The 17,194-nt window shown below is 39.1% G+C and carries 12 protein-coding genes and 1 tRNA gene; 10 read left to right on the top strand and 3 right to left on the bottom strand.

What is annotated here, in order from left to right; genetic code table 11:
* Positions 1-915, bottom strand: a 915-nt coding sequence (locus EGI31_RS12425) for a tyrosine-type recombinase/integrase (RefSeq protein ID WP_255037554.1), incomplete at its 3' end; no start/stop codon positions are given.
* Positions 916-983: 68 nt separating this feature from the next.
* Positions 984-1,055 (bottom strand) — tRNA-Glu (locus EGI31_RS12430).
* A 300-nt stretch (positions 1,056-1,355) separates the two neighbouring features.
* On the opposite strand from EGI31_RS12430, the gene EGI31_RS12435 reads away from it, so the two are divergent.
* The 10 genes from EGI31_RS12435 (at position 1,356) to EGI31_RS12480 (ending at position 15,864) form a co-directional block, all read left to right on the top strand.
* On the top strand, positions 1,356-3,851 hold the full coding sequence (locus EGI31_RS12435) for a M14 family zinc carboxypeptidase (protein WP_255037555.1): 2,496 nt from the start codon (positions 1,356-1,358) through the stop codon (positions 3,849-3,851).
* A 242-nt stretch (positions 3,852-4,093) separates the two neighbouring features.
* Complete coding sequence (locus EGI31_RS12440) at positions 4,094-5,605, top strand: phospholipase D-like domain-containing protein (RefSeq protein ID WP_255037556.1); 1,512 nt, start codon at positions 4,094-4,096, stop codon at positions 5,603-5,605.
* A gap of 255 nt (positions 5,606-5,860) precedes the next feature.
* Positions 5,861-6,238 (top strand): GxxExxY protein, encoded by a 378-nt coding sequence (locus EGI31_RS12445; protein WP_255037557.1) that lies wholly within the window; start codon positions 5,861-5,863, stop codon positions 6,236-6,238.
* A 541-nt stretch (positions 6,239-6,779) separates the two neighbouring features.
* Entirely contained in the window at positions 6,780-8,564 is a 1,785-nt protein-coding gene (locus tag EGI31_RS12450) for a DEAD/DEAH box helicase (RefSeq protein ID WP_255037558.1), read from the top strand.
* 255 nt (positions 8,565-8,819) lie between these two features.
* Entirely contained in the window at positions 8,820-9,254 is a 435-nt protein-coding gene (locus tag EGI31_RS12455) for an RpiB/LacA/LacB family sugar-phosphate isomerase (protein ID WP_255037559.1), read from the top strand.
* 186 nt (positions 9,255-9,440) lie between these two features.
* Positions 9,441-9,986 carry a T9SS type A sorting domain-containing protein gene (locus tag EGI31_RS12460; RefSeq protein WP_255037560.1) on the top strand — a complete coding sequence of 182 codons (546 nt, stop codon included), beginning with the start codon at positions 9,441-9,443 and terminating at the stop codon, positions 9,984-9,986.
* Between the two features lie 75 nt (positions 9,987-10,061).
* Positions 10,062-10,949 carry an outer membrane protein assembly factor BamD gene (locus EGI31_RS12465; protein WP_255037561.1) on the top strand — a complete coding sequence of 296 codons (888 nt, stop codon included), beginning with the start codon at positions 10,062-10,064 and terminating at the stop codon, positions 10,947-10,949.
* A 72-nt stretch (positions 10,950-11,021) separates the two neighbouring features.
* Positions 11,022-11,336, top strand: coding sequence for a DNA-directed RNA polymerase subunit omega (locus EGI31_RS12470; protein ID WP_255037562.1), 315 nt, complete (start codon positions 11,022-11,024; stop codon positions 11,334-11,336).
* A gap of 116 nt (positions 11,337-11,452) precedes the next feature.
* Positions 11,453-14,791, top strand: a complete 3,339-nt coding sequence (locus EGI31_RS12475; RefSeq protein WP_255037563.1) for a ThuA domain-containing protein — start codon at positions 11,453-11,455, stop codon at positions 14,789-14,791.
* A gap of 149 nt (positions 14,792-14,940) precedes the next feature.
* Positions 14,941-15,864: a ComEA family DNA-binding protein gene (locus tag EGI31_RS12480; protein ID WP_255037564.1), complete on the top strand. Its 924-nt coding sequence runs from the start codon at positions 14,941-14,943 to the stop codon at positions 15,862-15,864.
* Between the two features lie 134 nt (positions 15,865-15,998).
* Here the strand turns inward: EGI31_RS12480 and EGI31_RS12485 are convergent, their stop codons facing one another.
* Positions 15,999-17,033 carry a glycoside hydrolase family 43 protein gene (locus EGI31_RS12485; protein WP_255037565.1) on the bottom strand — a complete coding sequence of 345 codons (1,035 nt, stop codon included), beginning with the start codon at positions 17,031-17,033 and terminating at the stop codon, positions 15,999-16,001.
* Positions 17,034-17,194: the final 161 nt, after the last annotated feature.

Raw genomic sequence — 17,194 nt, forward strand, 5'->3', positions numbered from 1 at the left:
GTTTTGAAAGATTGGAATTTCTTTTTGTAGTTTACCCGGTAAGTTCGCTATTACAAAAGGGTGTAGCGGAATTTCAATGTCTGTAAATTCTTTAGTTTCTGAATCCTTTGTTTTGCGTGGCTCAAATACCAAAGTTTTATTTATGATGTTTTTGCCTGTTATGGCTTGCACGTCCGAAATCCTTAATCCTGTGTAGCAACTAAACAAAAAAGCCCTCAAAACTTCACGGTGGTAAACGTTCGTAGTGGTTTCGTAATAAGCCTTAACTTTTTGAAATTCGTCTTCGTGTAGGAATTTTATACGCCTTTGGCCTTTTGGCATTTTGAACTTTTTGCCAAATGGGTAATCAACTTGTATGCCGTCTTCAATAGCGGTGTTTAGGTAGGTTCTGAAATCTTTGAGCGATGTCCAAATGGTATTGCGTTTATACTTCTGATTCTTAAGCCATAGTTTGTAAGATTCGAGCATTAATAAATTGATGTCCTGAAAAGCAATTTTACCTTTGAAGTTTTCAAGCCGTGCAATTGATTCTTTTTGTGCTTTGTATGTATTATACCCAATTTCTAATTTCTGATGCCTATCAAGTAGTTTGGCGTATGCGTATGAAACAAAATCTGTTGTGGGTCTATTCTGTAAAATTAATTTTACTCTGGCCGGCGTTGTTTCGGTGTTTGTTTCTAAATGCTCCGAAATTTTTAGCTTAAGATCATTTATTTTTTTGCTGGCCTGTAAATATTCTTTTAGAGGTGCATCCCCTTGAATTATTCCGTCCTTATTGATAAAAATAGGCTTCCAATGTACGCCTGTGGCTATTTTCATCTGTTTGCCTCCAAATGATACCACTAATCTAACCCCCTCAAATCCTTTGGAATCAGTTCTTTGTGGCGTGCCTGCCACATAAATGTTATGTTTCATGTTACTAAATGTTACTAAAACACGAAAGCCGTATCTAGCTGATAAACAACTAAATACGGCTTACTCCGTGACCCTACGGGGAATCGAACCCCGGTTTCATCCGTGAAAGGGACGTGTCCTAACCGCTAGACGATAGGGCCGACTGGTCCCATTTATCGAAATTGGCGTTTAAAAAACATCATTTTTTCTAAATGACCGATACCGTTTCCGTTATCGTGGTGCAAAAGTATAAGCTTTATTTTAATTACACAAGTCCTGATTTTAAATATTTCTGTTTTTGTCGAAATTCTTTTAATAATTCAATGAATTATCAGAAAAGGTAAATAAAAACATGCCTTTTGTCATTTTATGCCCAATCGTCCCTATTTGACGATTTGAGAAGCTTTTTTTTGGTTAACCATCCTTTATGATTATTTTTGAGTCCTAACCATTTATCTCGAATGCTCAATATCAACAAACTAGCACTTTTCCTGTTTTTTGTTTCGCATGCTTTAATAGCCCAAACCCTAAAATCACCCGAAGAATATTTTGGAAATGCCACCGGTTCAAAATTTCATTTTCACCACCAATTGATTGGCTATGCCGAATATGTGGCTGCCAACAAACCCGAAAATGTAAAGATTTTTCCACTGGGTTTCACCACTGAAGGTCGTCCACAGATGATTGTGGCCATAGGGTCCAAAGAAAATATCCAAAACATCGAGCAGATTCGTAAGTCCAACCTCCAAAACATCGGCCTCATGGCTGGAGCAGGCAATAAAAATATCCCAACAATCGCCTATTTGTCGTACAACGTACACGGTAACGAATCCGTAAATGCCGAAACCTCAGTAAAGGTGATTTACGAAATGGCCAACGGAACGTCTGATTTGGCCAAAAAAGTCTTGAAAAATACCTTGATATTGATAGATCCTTGTGTAAATCCCGACGGATTTGACCGTTACAGCCAGTGGTACAACCGTTATTTGGGTAAAAAGCCTGATTTGCACGCCGCTTCTGTGGAACACCACGAGCCTTGGCCGGGAGGCAGGTTTAACCACTACTTGTTCGACATGAACCGTGATATTGCTTGGCAAACACAAAAAGAAACGCAGCAACGTATAAAGTTCTATAACTCATGGATGCCCCACCTTCACGCCGATTTCCACGAAATGGGACCCAACTCCACGTACTATTTTCCACCTTCTGCCAAACCTTTCCATGAGGATTTGACGGGCTTCCAAAGAGAATTTCAAGAACTTTTGGGCCAGTACAACAAAAAAGCATTTGACGAAAAAGGCTGGTTATATTTCACCAAAGAAAACTATGACTTGTTTTACCCAAGCTACGGCGACACGTATCCGTCATATAACGGAGCCATCGCCATGACTTTCGAGCAAGGGGGCGGCGGTCCGGCAGGATTGGCCTATAAAAGAAACGATGGCGATACTTTGACGCTGAAAGACAGGATTTTACATTCGTTTTCTACCAGTATGGGTACTTTAGAGGCTATTTCGGACAAATCGGAGAAGACCATCGAAGAGTTCAATAAGTTTTTCAGTGAGACCCAAAGCAAGGGTTATGGCAAATACAAATCCTATGTGATGAAGTTTAAAGGCAATGAAGCCAAAGTAAAGGCCTTGGCCGAGCAATTGGACAAAATGCAAATCGAATATTCTTTCGCCAACAAAAAATCAACTGGAGCAGGATTTAACTACCAAAACCAAAAAGAAGAGTCCTTTAATGTAGATGAGAACGACATGATTGTCAATTCTTACCAACCCAAAGGAGTTTTGACCAAAATACTTTTCGAACCGAAATCGTACTTGGAAGACTCAAATACTTACGACATTACGGCATGGGCCTTACCTTATGCTTTTGATATTCAAGCTTTTGCTTCGAGTCAAAAATTAAGTGGAAGCACCACCAAACCAAAGTTTGATAGTAAAATAGAGGTAGCAAAAGGAAAGCGTGTTTTTGCATTTGCCTCAGAGGTCAATTCGTTTGAAGAATCGAAGTTTTTGGCTCATCTCTTTAAGGAAAACATAAAAGTAAGGTTGCAAGAAGCTCCATTTAAAGCCGGCGGAAAAGATTTTGGAGCGGGTACATTGCTCATTACCCGCAAAGGGAATGAGAATTTGGGTGAAAACTTTGAGGCCAAAGTAACCGCCATCGCCAAAGCATTTGACATCAATTTACTCCCACTTTATTCGGGATTGGTAGAAAGTGGCCCAGATATGGGGGCGAGTTCGGTAGATGTGGTTAATCCGCCAAGAATAGGCTTGGTAGTAGGAGCGGGCATCACGCCTACCGCGGCAGGAGATGTTTGGCATTTCTTTGATCAGCAGTTGGACTACCCCATTACGCTCATAGATGGTTCATATTTTGGCCGGATAGACCTTTGGACGCTGGATGTGTTGATTATGCCGAATGGTCAGTACGGCAACATCATGCGTGACCACAAAGAGTTGCTCCGTTGGGTGAGTGACGGTGGCCGAGTGATATTGTTGGAAAGTGCCAATGATTTTCTGGCAGGAAAAGACGGTATAGAGTTAAAAAGCAAATCGAAGCCTGATGCTAAAAACGACATAAACAAAACCTACGGTTCGAGAGACCGTGATGCCATTTCAGACCAGATTCCGGGTGCTATTTACAAAGTGAACTTGGATGGTACACACCCGTTGGCTTATGGATATGACAAGAGTTCCTTTGTGATGATAAAAAATACATTGGACAACGAATACCTCAAAAACGGCTGGAACGTGGGCAAATTGGGTGATCACATGAGTGGATTTGTGGGTCAAAACGTCAAAAAATCGATGAAAGATGTACCTGTTTTCGCAGTACAAGACCACGGAAAAGGAAAAGTTATTCACCTTTTGGAAAGTCCAATCTTCAGAGGTTTTTGGTTCGGAGGAAAACTCATGATGGCCAATGCCGCTTTTTTGGTGAGGTAGGTTTTCGGGCGTATTGGAACACGGATGACACGGATTTCAGCACGGGTTGACACGGATTTTTTTATTTTTAGTGATTACCTTTTCTTTGTTTTTGGGGGCTTGATCAGCGAGCGAACTTCTAATGGTCAATTCAGTATTTTTGAAAGTCTAGTTCGTAATGATTAAAAATCCGTGAAATTCAGCGTTATTTCCAATATCCGTTGCATCAGCTTGCCATTTCAAAGTAGTTAATATTACTAAAAATGAATAAACTCACTATATTTATTTTAGCAACATTCCTTTCTTGTTCCTCCAAAAAAGAGGAGCAAGAAACTGATTTTTGTTCGAAAGTAAAACTGAAAGAATCGGGTGGACTTACTCAGATTCTAAGTCCATTCAAAGACAGTTTAAGTACCAAAACGGCATCTTATGTGCTGGAAGATGGTGGAGGTTCACTAATAACGAGAGCTTGGTTTACAGAAAAAGCCGAAAAGAGCATTGATATTCAGTATTTTATTTTTTCTACCGACAATGTGGGGCTTATAGCCTGTGATTACTTGGTAAGAGCGGCCGACCGAGGTGTAAAAGTCAGACTTTTGGTAGATGACATGATGGTAGATGCCGAATTGGAGGATATTCTAACGCTTGACGCTCATCCGAATATCGACATAAAAGTGTATAATCCGGGTGTGAATTTGGGCAAAAACATCATCAACAAACTGAGTAAGTTTGCCACAGATTTCAGGTCGGCGAACCTGAGAATGCACAACAAAACCTTCATCGTGGATGAGCAAGTGGCCATTACGGGCGGTAGAAATATTGCCGATGAGTATTTTGACTACGACCACGAGTATAATTTCAGAGACAGAGACATTTTGTTGATGGGAAAAGAAGTGAATACCATGCAGCATTCCTTTAAGCTATTTTGGGAAAGTGAATTGAGCCTTCCGGTTTCCAAAATCAGTGAGAAAAATGTGGTTTACAACAAAAATGCCTACGCAAAACTCCACGAATATGCCTGCAACCCAGAAAATTTCTGGCCGCAAGTGCGAGAAGAGTTGGATAATTTTTCTGATACGTTTCAGAAATTAATTGCCTCAAAAAACTTTGTTTGGACTGCCGATGCCAGATTCGTGTCAGATTTACCCGGGAAAAATAAAAACCAAAAGGGACTTTTGGGGGGTGGAGAAACGACAAGGGAATTGATAAAGCTTATCAACAATGCTAAAAAGTCGGTGGATATTCAAACGCCGTATTTGATCACGACCGAAGTTGGTAAAATGGTCTTTGCTGATGCGGTGAAGCGAGGTGTGAAAGTAAGGATATTAACCAATAGCATAGCTTCCACAGATAATGCGGAGGCTTTTAGTGGCTACCAAAGGGATAGAGCGAAACTTTTGAAAACAGGGGTAGAAATCTATGAATTTAAGCCGGATGCACAAGAGCGTTTCAAAATGATGACGGGTGCCTTGCAAAAGAAAATGAATTTCACGCCGATTTTTGGTCTTCACGCCAAGTCCATGGTGGTAGATGGTCAGCTGGCGGTGGTGGGAACATTCAATCTTGACCCCAGAAGTGCGAATTTGAATACCGAATGTTTTGTGGTAATAAACTCTAAAACCTTAGCTGCAGGTGTTTTAGAAAACATGGAAACCGACTTTCTCCCCGAAAACTCATGGCGTACCACCGAAAAATTTAACCCCGACAAAGAAGTAAACCTCTCCAAACGCATTAAAGTAATGAGTAGGAGGGTTGTGCCTAAGGAGATATTGTGAGGTTTTTTGATAGTTAATATGTTAATAATTAATTGATTGTGTTAAGTTGTTCCACAAAGGCTCACAAAGAAATGCACAAAGTTTCACAAAAGATATTGTGTATGTAAGTTGATATTTCGTAAAGAAGAATCTTTGTTCATATTGTTAACCACTTTGTGGAACTTTGTGAAACCTTTGTTGAACTTTGTGGAATAGCTTTTTTAGGAATAAGATTTTTTCGCTAATTTAGAGCAGTTAAAACTAAAAAACACAATCGTGGAAAAAACAGAAAACGAACTATCCAACATCATAATAGGCTGTGCCATAGAAGTTCATAGGCAACTCGGCCCAGGACTTTTAGAATCTGCTTATCAGGAATGCTTGTATTTTGAACTTAAGAATCAGGGTTTGCATGTAGTAAAAGAAAAACCAATGCCCATAGTCTATAAAGATGTAAAGTTAGACCATGGATATCGTCTAGATTTATTGGTAAATAATAAGGTTGTAATTGAAATCAAAACGGTGGAGGCATTTACTGAAGTTCATACAGCCCAAGTTTTAACCTACCTCAAGTTAGGAAATTATAAATTAGGTCTTTTACTTAATTTCTATGTGAGCTCTCTAAAATCTGGCATAAAACGTATAATAAATTAAAAGAAACTATAGTATTCTTAAAAATCGCACAATATGTCGCAAAATGTAAAGGTATATCCTTTATAATATAGGAAACTGAATGATTGTCTTAACAATTAAATATAGTTTAGCTTTAAATTTTCTGAGGTAATTGCATTTCATAACCGATATGTTGACCACAGGAATATTAATTCGAATCTTAAACTCTTTGTGTAACTTTGTGTCTTCTTTGTGCAACTTTGTGCAACAGCATATTACGGTGATAAGCATTTAACCTCCAAAACATCACAATCCCATCCTAGAATTGTCTTATTCCAAGAATAATCTATAATTGATATTGCCGAGAAAAATATTCTCATTACCTTTGAATCGTTTTTAATCGAACTATCCGTTCGAGACTCTGCAAATGGCTAAAGGAATTCGACTCCTTTTATTTTTCCCTTCAGAGCAGGCAACGGATACAATCCGTGATGTTCACGTAAGGGCGTATCGCAATCGCCTCATTTTATTTTATTATTTTCAAAAATTCGGTCGTTAGCGAAACGCCCGACAAACAGATTTTATGCAAACAGTTAAGTTTACAGATTTCCCTGTGTCTGAGTATATACTCCAAGCAGTGGAAGCAATGGGATTCGAAAACACCACACCTATTCAAGCAGCCGCTATTCCAGTGGTTTTAACAGGTAGAGATGTTATTGGACAAGCTCAAACAGGTACAGGTAAAACCGCAGCGTTTGGTATTCCGGCCATCGAGCACGTAGATGTGGAGAATCGCTCTACACAGGTATTGATTATGTGTCCAACCAGAGAGTTGGCCCTGCAAGTAAAGGAGCAAATCACTGCTCTAGCGAAATTTAAAAAAGGATTATTGGTAACGGCCATCTACGGTGGCGAGTCTTACGAAAGACAATTTGCTAACCTTAAAAGAGGTACACAAATAGTAGTAGGTACGCCAGGTAGAATCATGGACCACATCGAAAAGAAAACTTTGAAATTAGACAATATTTCAATGGTGATTTTGGATGAGGCAGACGAAATGTTGAACATGGGCTTCAGGGAAGATATCGAGCAGATATTGTCTCACGCTCCGGAAGAAAGACAAACCGTTCTTTTCTCGGCTACCATGTCGAAAGACATATTGAACATCACTAAGAAATTTCAGAAAAATCCTGAGATTATCAAAGTGACTAAAAATGAGATCACTAACGTAAATATCGACCAGTCTTTTTATTTGGTAAAAAGAGAAGCCAAGTTTGAATTGATGGTTCGTTTGATCGACGTGCATGATTTACAATTGATGTTGGTGTTCTGTAATACCAAATCTAAAGTGGATGAACTGGTAGAAGACCTCCAAGCACAAGGCTATGCAGCTGAAGGCTTACACGGTGACTTACGACAAGCGGCTAGAAATCAGGTAATGAACAAGTTCCGTAACGGAAACACAAAAATATTGGTAGCCACAGACGTAGCCGCTAGAGGTATCGACGTAAGCGGTGTTGACGCTGTTTTCAACTTCGACCTTCCGATGGATCTTGAGTATTATGTACACCGTATCGGCCGTACAGGTAGAGCAGGTAAATTGGGTAGAGCATTCTTGTTCATCAGCAAGAGAGACCGCAACAGAATGAGAGATTTGGAAAACTACACCAAGTCGGCCATTCCTCAAGGACAAATACCTACGCAAGCTGATATGAACAAGGCTCGTCAGAATAAGTTTGTAGAAAAAATCAAGGCGAATATTCAAGAAGAAGGCAACGAGGCTTTTGAAGGAATAGTAGACCAATTGAAAGAAGAAGGTTTCTTGACTCACCAAATTGTATCTGCATTGATGCGTATGCAAGCTGGTACTGTTAGAAAGTCAAGCTTCAAAGATCACGAATTGTCTGATGACGGCGGCAGAGGAAGCGACAGAAGAACTGAAAGCAGATTTGGTGGAAGAAACGAAAGACCAACAGGTGGTAGAGGATATGAAAGAGGCGGAGACTCACAAAGAAACGGAAGTTTTGAGCGTAGAGGAGATGCAACAAGAAGCCGTAGCAGATTTGAAGGTTCAGAAAGCCCAAGACCTAGACGTGAGTTTGGTTCTGGAGCTCCAACGGGCGTAGCCGAAGCTGGTATGACCAGGTTATTCCTTAACTTAGGAAGAAAAGACAACGTATCACCAAATCACATTGTAGGTGCAATTGCTTCTGAAGCAAAAATACCTGGAAAGGCTATTGGTCAAATAGATATGTATGACAAATTTAGTTTTATCGAAGTGGCTCACAAAGACGTAAGTCGCGTGATAGACGGCATGAAAGGTAAAACCATCAATGCTCGTGAAGCGAATATCGAAGTGGCTAAATAAGAATTAGCATTGGTTTTTATAGAAGAAAGTGGATCAGCGATGGTCCACTTTTTTTTGGTTTTATTGGTAAATGATTCTTCTTTTTTCCATACAATTTTTTTAGAAATATCATTTCTTTAGTGTGGAATCAGATTCTTAGACGCTAGATGATTATAGCCAAGCGGCCTATTTTTTACAACCAAGCGGCCTATTTTTTACGGATTATGTTATAAAAACCTTCCTCGAAATATTATCTTTGCAAAAAAAAACAAAAAAATGTCATTGAGAATTGCAATCGGAGGAGATCACGCAGGATTTGAGTATAAACAATTAATTTTGAGATGGTTACAGTCTGAAAATTTTGAAACTGCTGACTTCGGTCCTTACACTCCTGCATCGGTGGATTATCCCGACACGGCCCATCCATTGGCTCAGTCTATCGAAGACGGAAAATATGACATGGGAATATTGATCTGTGGAAGCGGAAATGGCGTATGTATGACTGCAAACAAACATCAGGGTATCAGAGCGGGACTTGCATGGAACAAAGAAGTGGTAGAACTCATAAGGATGCACAATGATGCCAACGTAATGTGCTTGCCAGCTAGGTTTATTTCAGCGGACGAAGCTCTTGATTTTGCTAAGACTTTTATAAAAACTGAGTTTGAAGGTGGCAGACATGCTACGAGAGTTGGAAAAATATCTTGTTAAAAGCCACTCATTATAAACAATTTGGACTGATTTTTGTTATTTTTTTGTTAACAGCACAATAAATTGAATATTTTTTCAATCTGTGGGCAACCTTTTAACAAAAAATAACGTCTAATAGGTTAAAGAATAGTTTTTTTTATTATACTTTTGTTAAAAAAATAATTTTATAGATTAAATTTTACGGCGTTGAACATCTTATCTAAAATATCAACCGTACTCTTTGTAGCCTTTTTGGCCGCAAATGTTGCGTTTGCTCAGAAAGATGAGTCGCGTTTAAATATTGGTCAATCTCCTAAGAAGTCGGTTGTGTCAAATAGTCTGTTGGCCAAAAATACTTCACTTTCAAAAGGAATTTCTTTCAATTCGAAGAATAACTATACACAGTTTTACAGAGATTTGTTGATCAGCAACAGCTCTAAAAGCACTGAAGCCAAAGTTGTTGCGAGTCAAGTTCAAGAAAATAATTTTGAGAAAATCAAGGTTTCGAACATTTATCCTAATCCAGCCAATGATTTTGCTTACATAGACTACACTGTGAATGGTAATTTTACATCAGCCAATGTATCGTTTTTTAATCTTCTTGGAAAACAATTGGCGGAGTATCCACTAAACAAAAATAGTGACAAACTGAGAATCAACACTTCATCTTGGGAATCGGGCATCTACATGTATCAGTTGATAATCGATGGCAAAAAAATAGCCACCAAAAAACTTTTGGTGAGACATAATTAAGGCGTTTTTTATCGCATCTCCAATTTTTCCCTTTCTTTATCGTTTTATTGTAGATAGAATTCGTAATTTTGTAAAATGAAATTATTACACGTGAGATTTTTTGTATTCCTCCTAGCTCTTAGTTTATTCCAACTTTCTTGTTCTAAAAAATTTAACAAATTACAGAAAAAAGGTACTGTTGACGAAAAATACAAGGCGGCTATTGAATATTACCAAAACGCCGACTATTACAAAGCTGGGGTTTTGTTGGAGGAGATAACTCCACTGTTGAAAGGTGACAGCACCTCAGAGAGGGCTCAGTTTTATAATGCCTACTGCAATTATTACCAGAGCAACTACCAAATGAGTAGTTATTTGTTCAAGACTTTCTACGCTACTTATAACAACAGCGAGTTTGCCGAGGAGGCTTATTATATGTATGCGTTTTCGATGTTTAAAGATGCACCACCTCATAATCTCGACCAAACGAATACGCTAACAGCCATAGATGCATTGCAGACTTTTATTAATACTTACCCAGACAGTAAGTATGCCAAGAAATGTGCTCAGGATTTGAACGACCTCAGGTTTAGATTAGAGAAGAAAGCCTACGAAAAGGCCAAGTTGTATTTCAAAACCCGTGAGCCTTCGTTTTTAGGAAGGAGTAATTACAAGGCTACCGTTGTGAGTGTCGAAAACTTTAGAAAGGATTTTCCAGATTCGAAATTCAACGAGGAATTGAGCTATTTGCAGATTTTGGCACAACAGGAATTGTCGGACGTGAGTTATTTTATCAAACAGAAAGAACGTTACAATGAAGCGATTTCACTGTACGAGAAATTCATTGATAAATATCCAAACTCGAAATATCTGAAAGAACTGGAGAAAATTTATGATAAATCTCTCAAGGGGTTGGAGAAAGTGGTCAAGACTGAAAAAGAAATAGAAGAAGCGAAAAAACAAGCTGAAAAAGAGAAATCTTAAGCTTTTGTGCTTATTATTCAATTATTTAAATTACTTTTGCACCTCGAAAATTAAATTTAAAAAATATATACCATGGCAGTAAACGCATCAATAGTAACTCGTGACACTGACGTTTTAGCATCAAAAACGGGTAACGTTTATGAATCAGTATTTGTGGTTTCGAAAAGAGCTCAGCAAATTGCTATAAAAACAAAAGAAGAATTGACTCAAAAATTGAGCGAGTTTGCCTCGAGTGTAGACAATTTGGAGGAAATTTTTGAAAACAGGGAGCAAATTGAAATCTCTAAATTCTATGAAAGACAACCAAAACCAACTAGCGTGGCTTTGGAAGAATTCTTAAGCGACCAATTGGTAGTAAAATACAGAGAAACAGAAGAGTCTATCTGATTTTTTCTTTAAGGATATGGAAAACCACTGAGCTATCTCGGTGGTTTTTTTTTGCCCCAAAAACCGTGGTATTTCTCATTTTTAGAATATATTTGTTACAGAATCATCATTTATCTATGACCAAGAAAAACAACCTTATACTGCTCTTTTTATTCACTTCGTTTCAAGTTTTAGCTCAGCAAAATAGTATTCTTGTATTTTCAAAAACTGCAGGTTACAGACATACCTCCATTAAGGAAGGAAAAGCATATTTTGACAGTCTCGGAAAAGCCTCAGGCTTCAAGGTGGTGTCCACCGAAAACTCTAATGACTTTAATGAGGACAATCTCAAGAAGTTCAATGCTGTGGTATTTCTCAATACCACCGGTGATGTTCTTAGTCCTGCTCAACAGGCTGATTTTGAGCGGTACATCCAAGCTGGCGGAGGATATTTGGGCATTCATGCTGCTTCTGATACCGAATATAACTGGCCGTGGTACAACGATCTGATGGGAGGTTATTTTGCAAGTCACCCGGGTAGAAATGTTTCGAATGTACAGAAAGGTAAAATGACGGTTTTGGATAAAACGCATCCATCTACGGCCCATTTGCCTGAGACTTTCGAACGTGCCGATGAGTTTTATGATTTCAAATCTTTGAAAAAAGACATTTTGAAGTTTCTGGTAAAAGTGGATGAGTCTTCTTACAAAGAAGGTAAAATGGGTGATTTTCACCCGATGTCGTGGTACCATGAGTTTGATGGTGGAAAATCTTTTTATACCAATTTTGGTCATACACCAGAGACTTTCAGTGAACCTTTGATGACAAAGCACATCAGCGAGGGGCTAAAATGGGCTTGGGCTAGAAAGCTCGACTACGCCAAGGCCACTACCAAAAGGGCTCCAGAGGAGAACCGTTTCATCAAAACTACCTTGGTGAAAAACTTGGACGAACCTACTGAACTGGCAGTTATGCCAAACGGAAAAGTGATATTTGTTGAACGCAAAGGAGCCATTAAACTTTGGAATCCAAATACAAATGCCACCAAATTGGTTGGGCAGCTGAATGTCTATAAGAAGTTTGAATACGGTTTGATGGGTGTGGGTCTAGATCCAAACTTTGAGACCAACAATTGGTTATATTTTTATTATTCTCCTGAAACCGACCAACACAAAGATAATTTCTTGTCGAGGTTTACTTATGACCAGAACAGAGATACAGTATTGTTTGATACTGAAAAGGTAGTATTGAGGGTACACGCCAAGCGTGACGAATGTTGTCACACAGGTGGATCTATCGACTGGGACGCCAAAGGCAATTTGTTCTTGTCCACTGGTGATGATACCAACCCATTTGCCTCCGATGGTTTTGCTCCCATTGATTTCAGACCTGGTCGTCAAGGCTGGGATGCACTTAGCACCTCGGGCAATACCAATGACTTGAGAGGTAAAATTTTAAGAATTCACCCAGAAAATGATGGTTCTTATACTATTCCTGAGGGTAACCTTTTTCCGAAAGGTATGGATAAAACCAGACCTGAGATTTACGTGATGGGCAACCGGAATCCATATAGAATAGCGGTAGATAAAAAAACGGGCTTTTTGTACTGGGGAGAGATTGGCCCAGATGCTGGAAAAGGAAATCCAGAGCGTGGCCCCGAGGGTTACGTAGAGTTTAATCAGGCCCGCAAGCCTGGCTTTTTCGGATGGCCAATTTTTGCAGGAAATAATACGCCTTACAGGGCTTATGATTTCGAAACCAAAAAATCAGGAGGGTTATTTGACCCTTTAAAACCCCTGAATTTGTCGCCAAACAATACTGGCTTGGTGAATTTACCACCAACACAGAAACCGATGATTTGGTACGGCTATGGTGATTCAAAAGAATTTCCGCTGCTCGAAAAAGGTGGAGCCAACCCAATGGGTGGCCCAGTTTATCATTCTGAAGAGTACAAAAATTCAGATGGCAAATTTCCTGATTACTATGATAACAAATTCTTTGCCTACGAATGGATGAGAGATTGGATTATTGCGGTTACTTTGGACAAAGACGGCAATTATGCAGGTATGGAGAGGTTTATGCCGAGTACAAAGTTTTATCATCCTATGGACATGGCTTTTGGGCAAAACGGTGTGCTTTACACACTTGAGTATGGTATGAATTGGTTTGCTCAGAATGAGGAGGCTCAGTTGTCTAAAATCGAATACAATGCAGGAAACAGAAAACCAGTGGTGAAAGTATCGGCTAGTGTTACCGAAGGTGCTGCACCCTTGTTGGTGAAGTTTAGTTCTGATGGTACAAGCGATTATGATAACGACAAAATCACATACGATTGGGCTTTTGGAAAAGGTATTGCCAATTCAAAACTGGCTAATCCTGTGGTGAGTTTTGCTAAACCTGGTATTTATGACGTTAAGTTAACTGTAAAAGATGCAGTTGGAAACCAGAGTTTCGAAACCATTAAAGTCAAAGTGGGTAATGCAGTGCCTGTGGTAGACATCAAAATTAAATCGAATAAATCGTTTGTGCTTGACAATACCATCGACTACGAAGTTAGTGTGGTTGACAAAGAAGATGGAAGCTTGGTGAAAGGTATAAGCCCTGAAGATGTAATGGTAAGTATCAATTATCTGGAAGGATATGACAAAACGGTATTAGAACAAGGTCACAAATCCAACGAGTCGTTTATGGTAGGTAAGCGTCACATAGAAAAAAGCGATTGTGCGGCTTGCCACTCAAAAGAGAAGAAATCTATTGGGCCTTCATATTATGACATTGCCGACAAGTATAAAAAAACAACCGCTAACGTAACCCTGCTGGCCAACAAAATCATTGCCGGAGGTGGTGGCGTTTGGGGTGAGCAAGCTATGGCGGCTCATCCGCAGTTAAACCAAACAGAGGCCAAAGAAATAGTTGAGTACATCCTTTCCATAAAGGACCCAAAGGCAATGTCGAAGCCTGTGACTGGAAGCTACAACGCCACCGATCATAAGTCTAAAAAGGAAGGAGCTTATATCATACAAGCCTCTTACACCGACAAAGGGGGTAAAACCATTGGTTCTATCACCAGTTCGAAAACTTTGGCCTTAAAGTCACCGGTTATAAGGGCTTTGAATTTTGACAAATCTGAAAATACCGATAAATACACGGTTGAGCCATTGGGTGATCTGTTGATTGCCAATAATAATTCGTCGGCTACTTATGAAAAAATAGATTTATCGGGTATTAGTAAAATTTCGGTGTTGGCTTTTGCTCAAAAAGGTCAGGCAGTTGGTGGAACGATAGAGATTAGACAGGGCAGTGCCACGGGTAGTCTTTTAGGAGAAATAATTATCCCAGAGGTGAATATGACGCCGCAAGAAATAAGTTTGAATGCCATGAATAGAAAACCTGAAGACTTGGTTTTTGTCTTTAAAAATGGCAAGGCTGAGGGCAAACCTCTTTTTGGAATTTCTAAGATAGAATTTAAAAAGTAAATGAACAGATTTTGAATTTTAAGAAACCTTTGCTAATTTCGGTAAAGGTTTTTTTTATTCACATAAAGCACCCGATACTAAGATTTAGACACAAGAAGAAATAAATCAGTCTGAATGCCTTTGTTGGCTATGCGGTGAAAAACACAAATATGAAACGACTGCTCAACGCCATCCGCGACCAATTTGAACTTACACACAATGAAGCCAAAAGTGCTTTGCTGTTTTTTGTAATTATCCTCGTGAATTTGCTGCTGTATTATTCTTATTCTGCTTACACAGTAAATGAGCAAAGTGAAATATTGATAGAGGACTATGGAAAAACGGAGATTCCTGAATCCGAAGAACGCAAAAGTAATTGGGTAGATTATGGTTCTTCTTACAAAAAGTCTGCAAAGAAAGTCGAAAGGTTTAGTTTTGACCCAAATGTAGCTACCAATGAGCAATTTGAACGCTTAGGCTTTCCAAAATACTTGGCCAAAACTATCATCAATTATAGAAGTAAAGGAGGTAAATTTAAGTATAAAGAAGATTTGCTCAAAATCTACTCCATGAAACCCGAACTGTATGCCGACATTGAAAATCTGGTCAGTTTGCCTTCAAAATTGGACAAAAAAACGCCCGACTTTGACGAACATAGGGTAATTGCTGAGGAAAAGCCTGCTTTTGCCCCAAAGAAAACGTTTACGATTTCAAAGTTCGATATAAACACTGCTGATACTACCCAACTGATGCAAATCAAAGGCATAGGGAAGGTTTTTGCCAGTAGAATAATAAAATATAGAGATATACTCGGTGGTTTTCATTCCATCGATCAGGTGGGTGAAACTTATGGACTGGATCCAACGGTTTTGCCCGAACTTAAGAAATATGCCGTGCTAAATACAAAGGTGAAGAAAATACGAATCAATGATTTGGAGAATTTTAGACATCCTTACTTGAGATATAACCAAGTCAAAGTCATTGTGGCCTACAGAAAACAACATGGTAATTTTAGAAATACAGAAGATTTAAAGCAAATCAAAATTCTGGATGAAGCCACGATTTCGAAAATAGAACCCTATTTGGAGTTTTAATTTCTTTATAAAAAAGATAAGGAGCTTTTTACCAAAACCACATAGTTTGCCAAGAAAATTTATTAAAAACATTAACAAAAGCCGTTTTTGAAAAATAAAGTTTCAGCAAACTATGTAATTTAAAAAGGTACGACTCACGAATAGGGTAGAAGGGTATTGATTTTTCCCTCGGCGTCGTAAGTTATTTCTGCCACTTTTACACTTCTCAAGTGTGTAACACCTTCCGAAAGGCTCGAATCGTGATAAAATAGATACCATTTGCCTGAAACTTCACAAATGGAATGATGAGATGTCCAACCAACCACAGGCTCAAGAATTCTTCCCGCATAAGTAAATGGGCCGTAAGGACTATCCCCAATGGCATAACAAATGAAGTGCGTATCTCCGGTAGAATAAGAGAAATAATACTTACCCTGGTATTTGTGCATCCAAGCGGCCTCAAAGAATCTTCTTTCATTGTCGCCATTCAGAAGCGGCTCTCCTTTCTCATCCAATATCAGAAGGTCTTTTGCTTCGTGAGCAAATTCCAATAAATCATCGGTCATTTTCGCAACTTTAGGACAAAGTGCCGGTTCGTTATCTGCCGGCAAATGAGCCATTGGACTTTCGGGAAATTCTGCATTAAATTTACCCTCTCTCCATCGTTGTAGCTGTCCACCCCAAATTCCGCCGAAGTACATATAATATACTCCATCGTCGTCTTTGAAAACCGCAGGGTCAATCGAAAAACTCCCTTTAATGGGTTCGGGTTGAGCAGTAAACGGTCCAACTGGAGAATCTCCCACAGCTACTCCTATTTTGAAAATACCATCATAGCCCTTTGCTGGGAAGAAGAGGTAATATTTTCCATCTTTTTCATTGGCATCAGGGGCCCACATTTGTTTATCTGCCCAGGGCACGTCATTCACATGCAAGGCAACCCCGTGGTCAACAGCCTCGCTATCAATCGTGTCCATAGAGATAACATGATAGTCTTCCATGGCAAAATGGCTACCCAAATCGTCAAAGGCTTCGCCGGCGTCCACATCGTGAGATGGATAAATGTAGATTTTCCCATCAAAAACATGTGCAGATGGATCGGCGGTATAAATGTGTTTTACAAGTGGCTGCGAAATAGCTCGCTCATTTAAATCTTTAAAATCAATATGTTCTATACTATCTTCTGGCATTTTCGTTATTGGTGTATTGGTTACTTGTTACTGGTGTATTTGTTACTGGTGTATTGGTAACTGGTTACTGGTGTATTCGTTAGTTCTGTATTGGTTACTGGTTTACTTGTTACCGGTGTACTAGTAATTGATTTCTGTTTTATTGGTTACTGGAAAACATG

It is taken from the genome of Lacihabitans soyangensis (genome assembly GCF_024343775.1).
Lineage (GTDB): Bacteria > Bacteroidota > Bacteroidia > Cytophagales > Spirosomataceae > Leadbetterella > Leadbetterella soyangensis.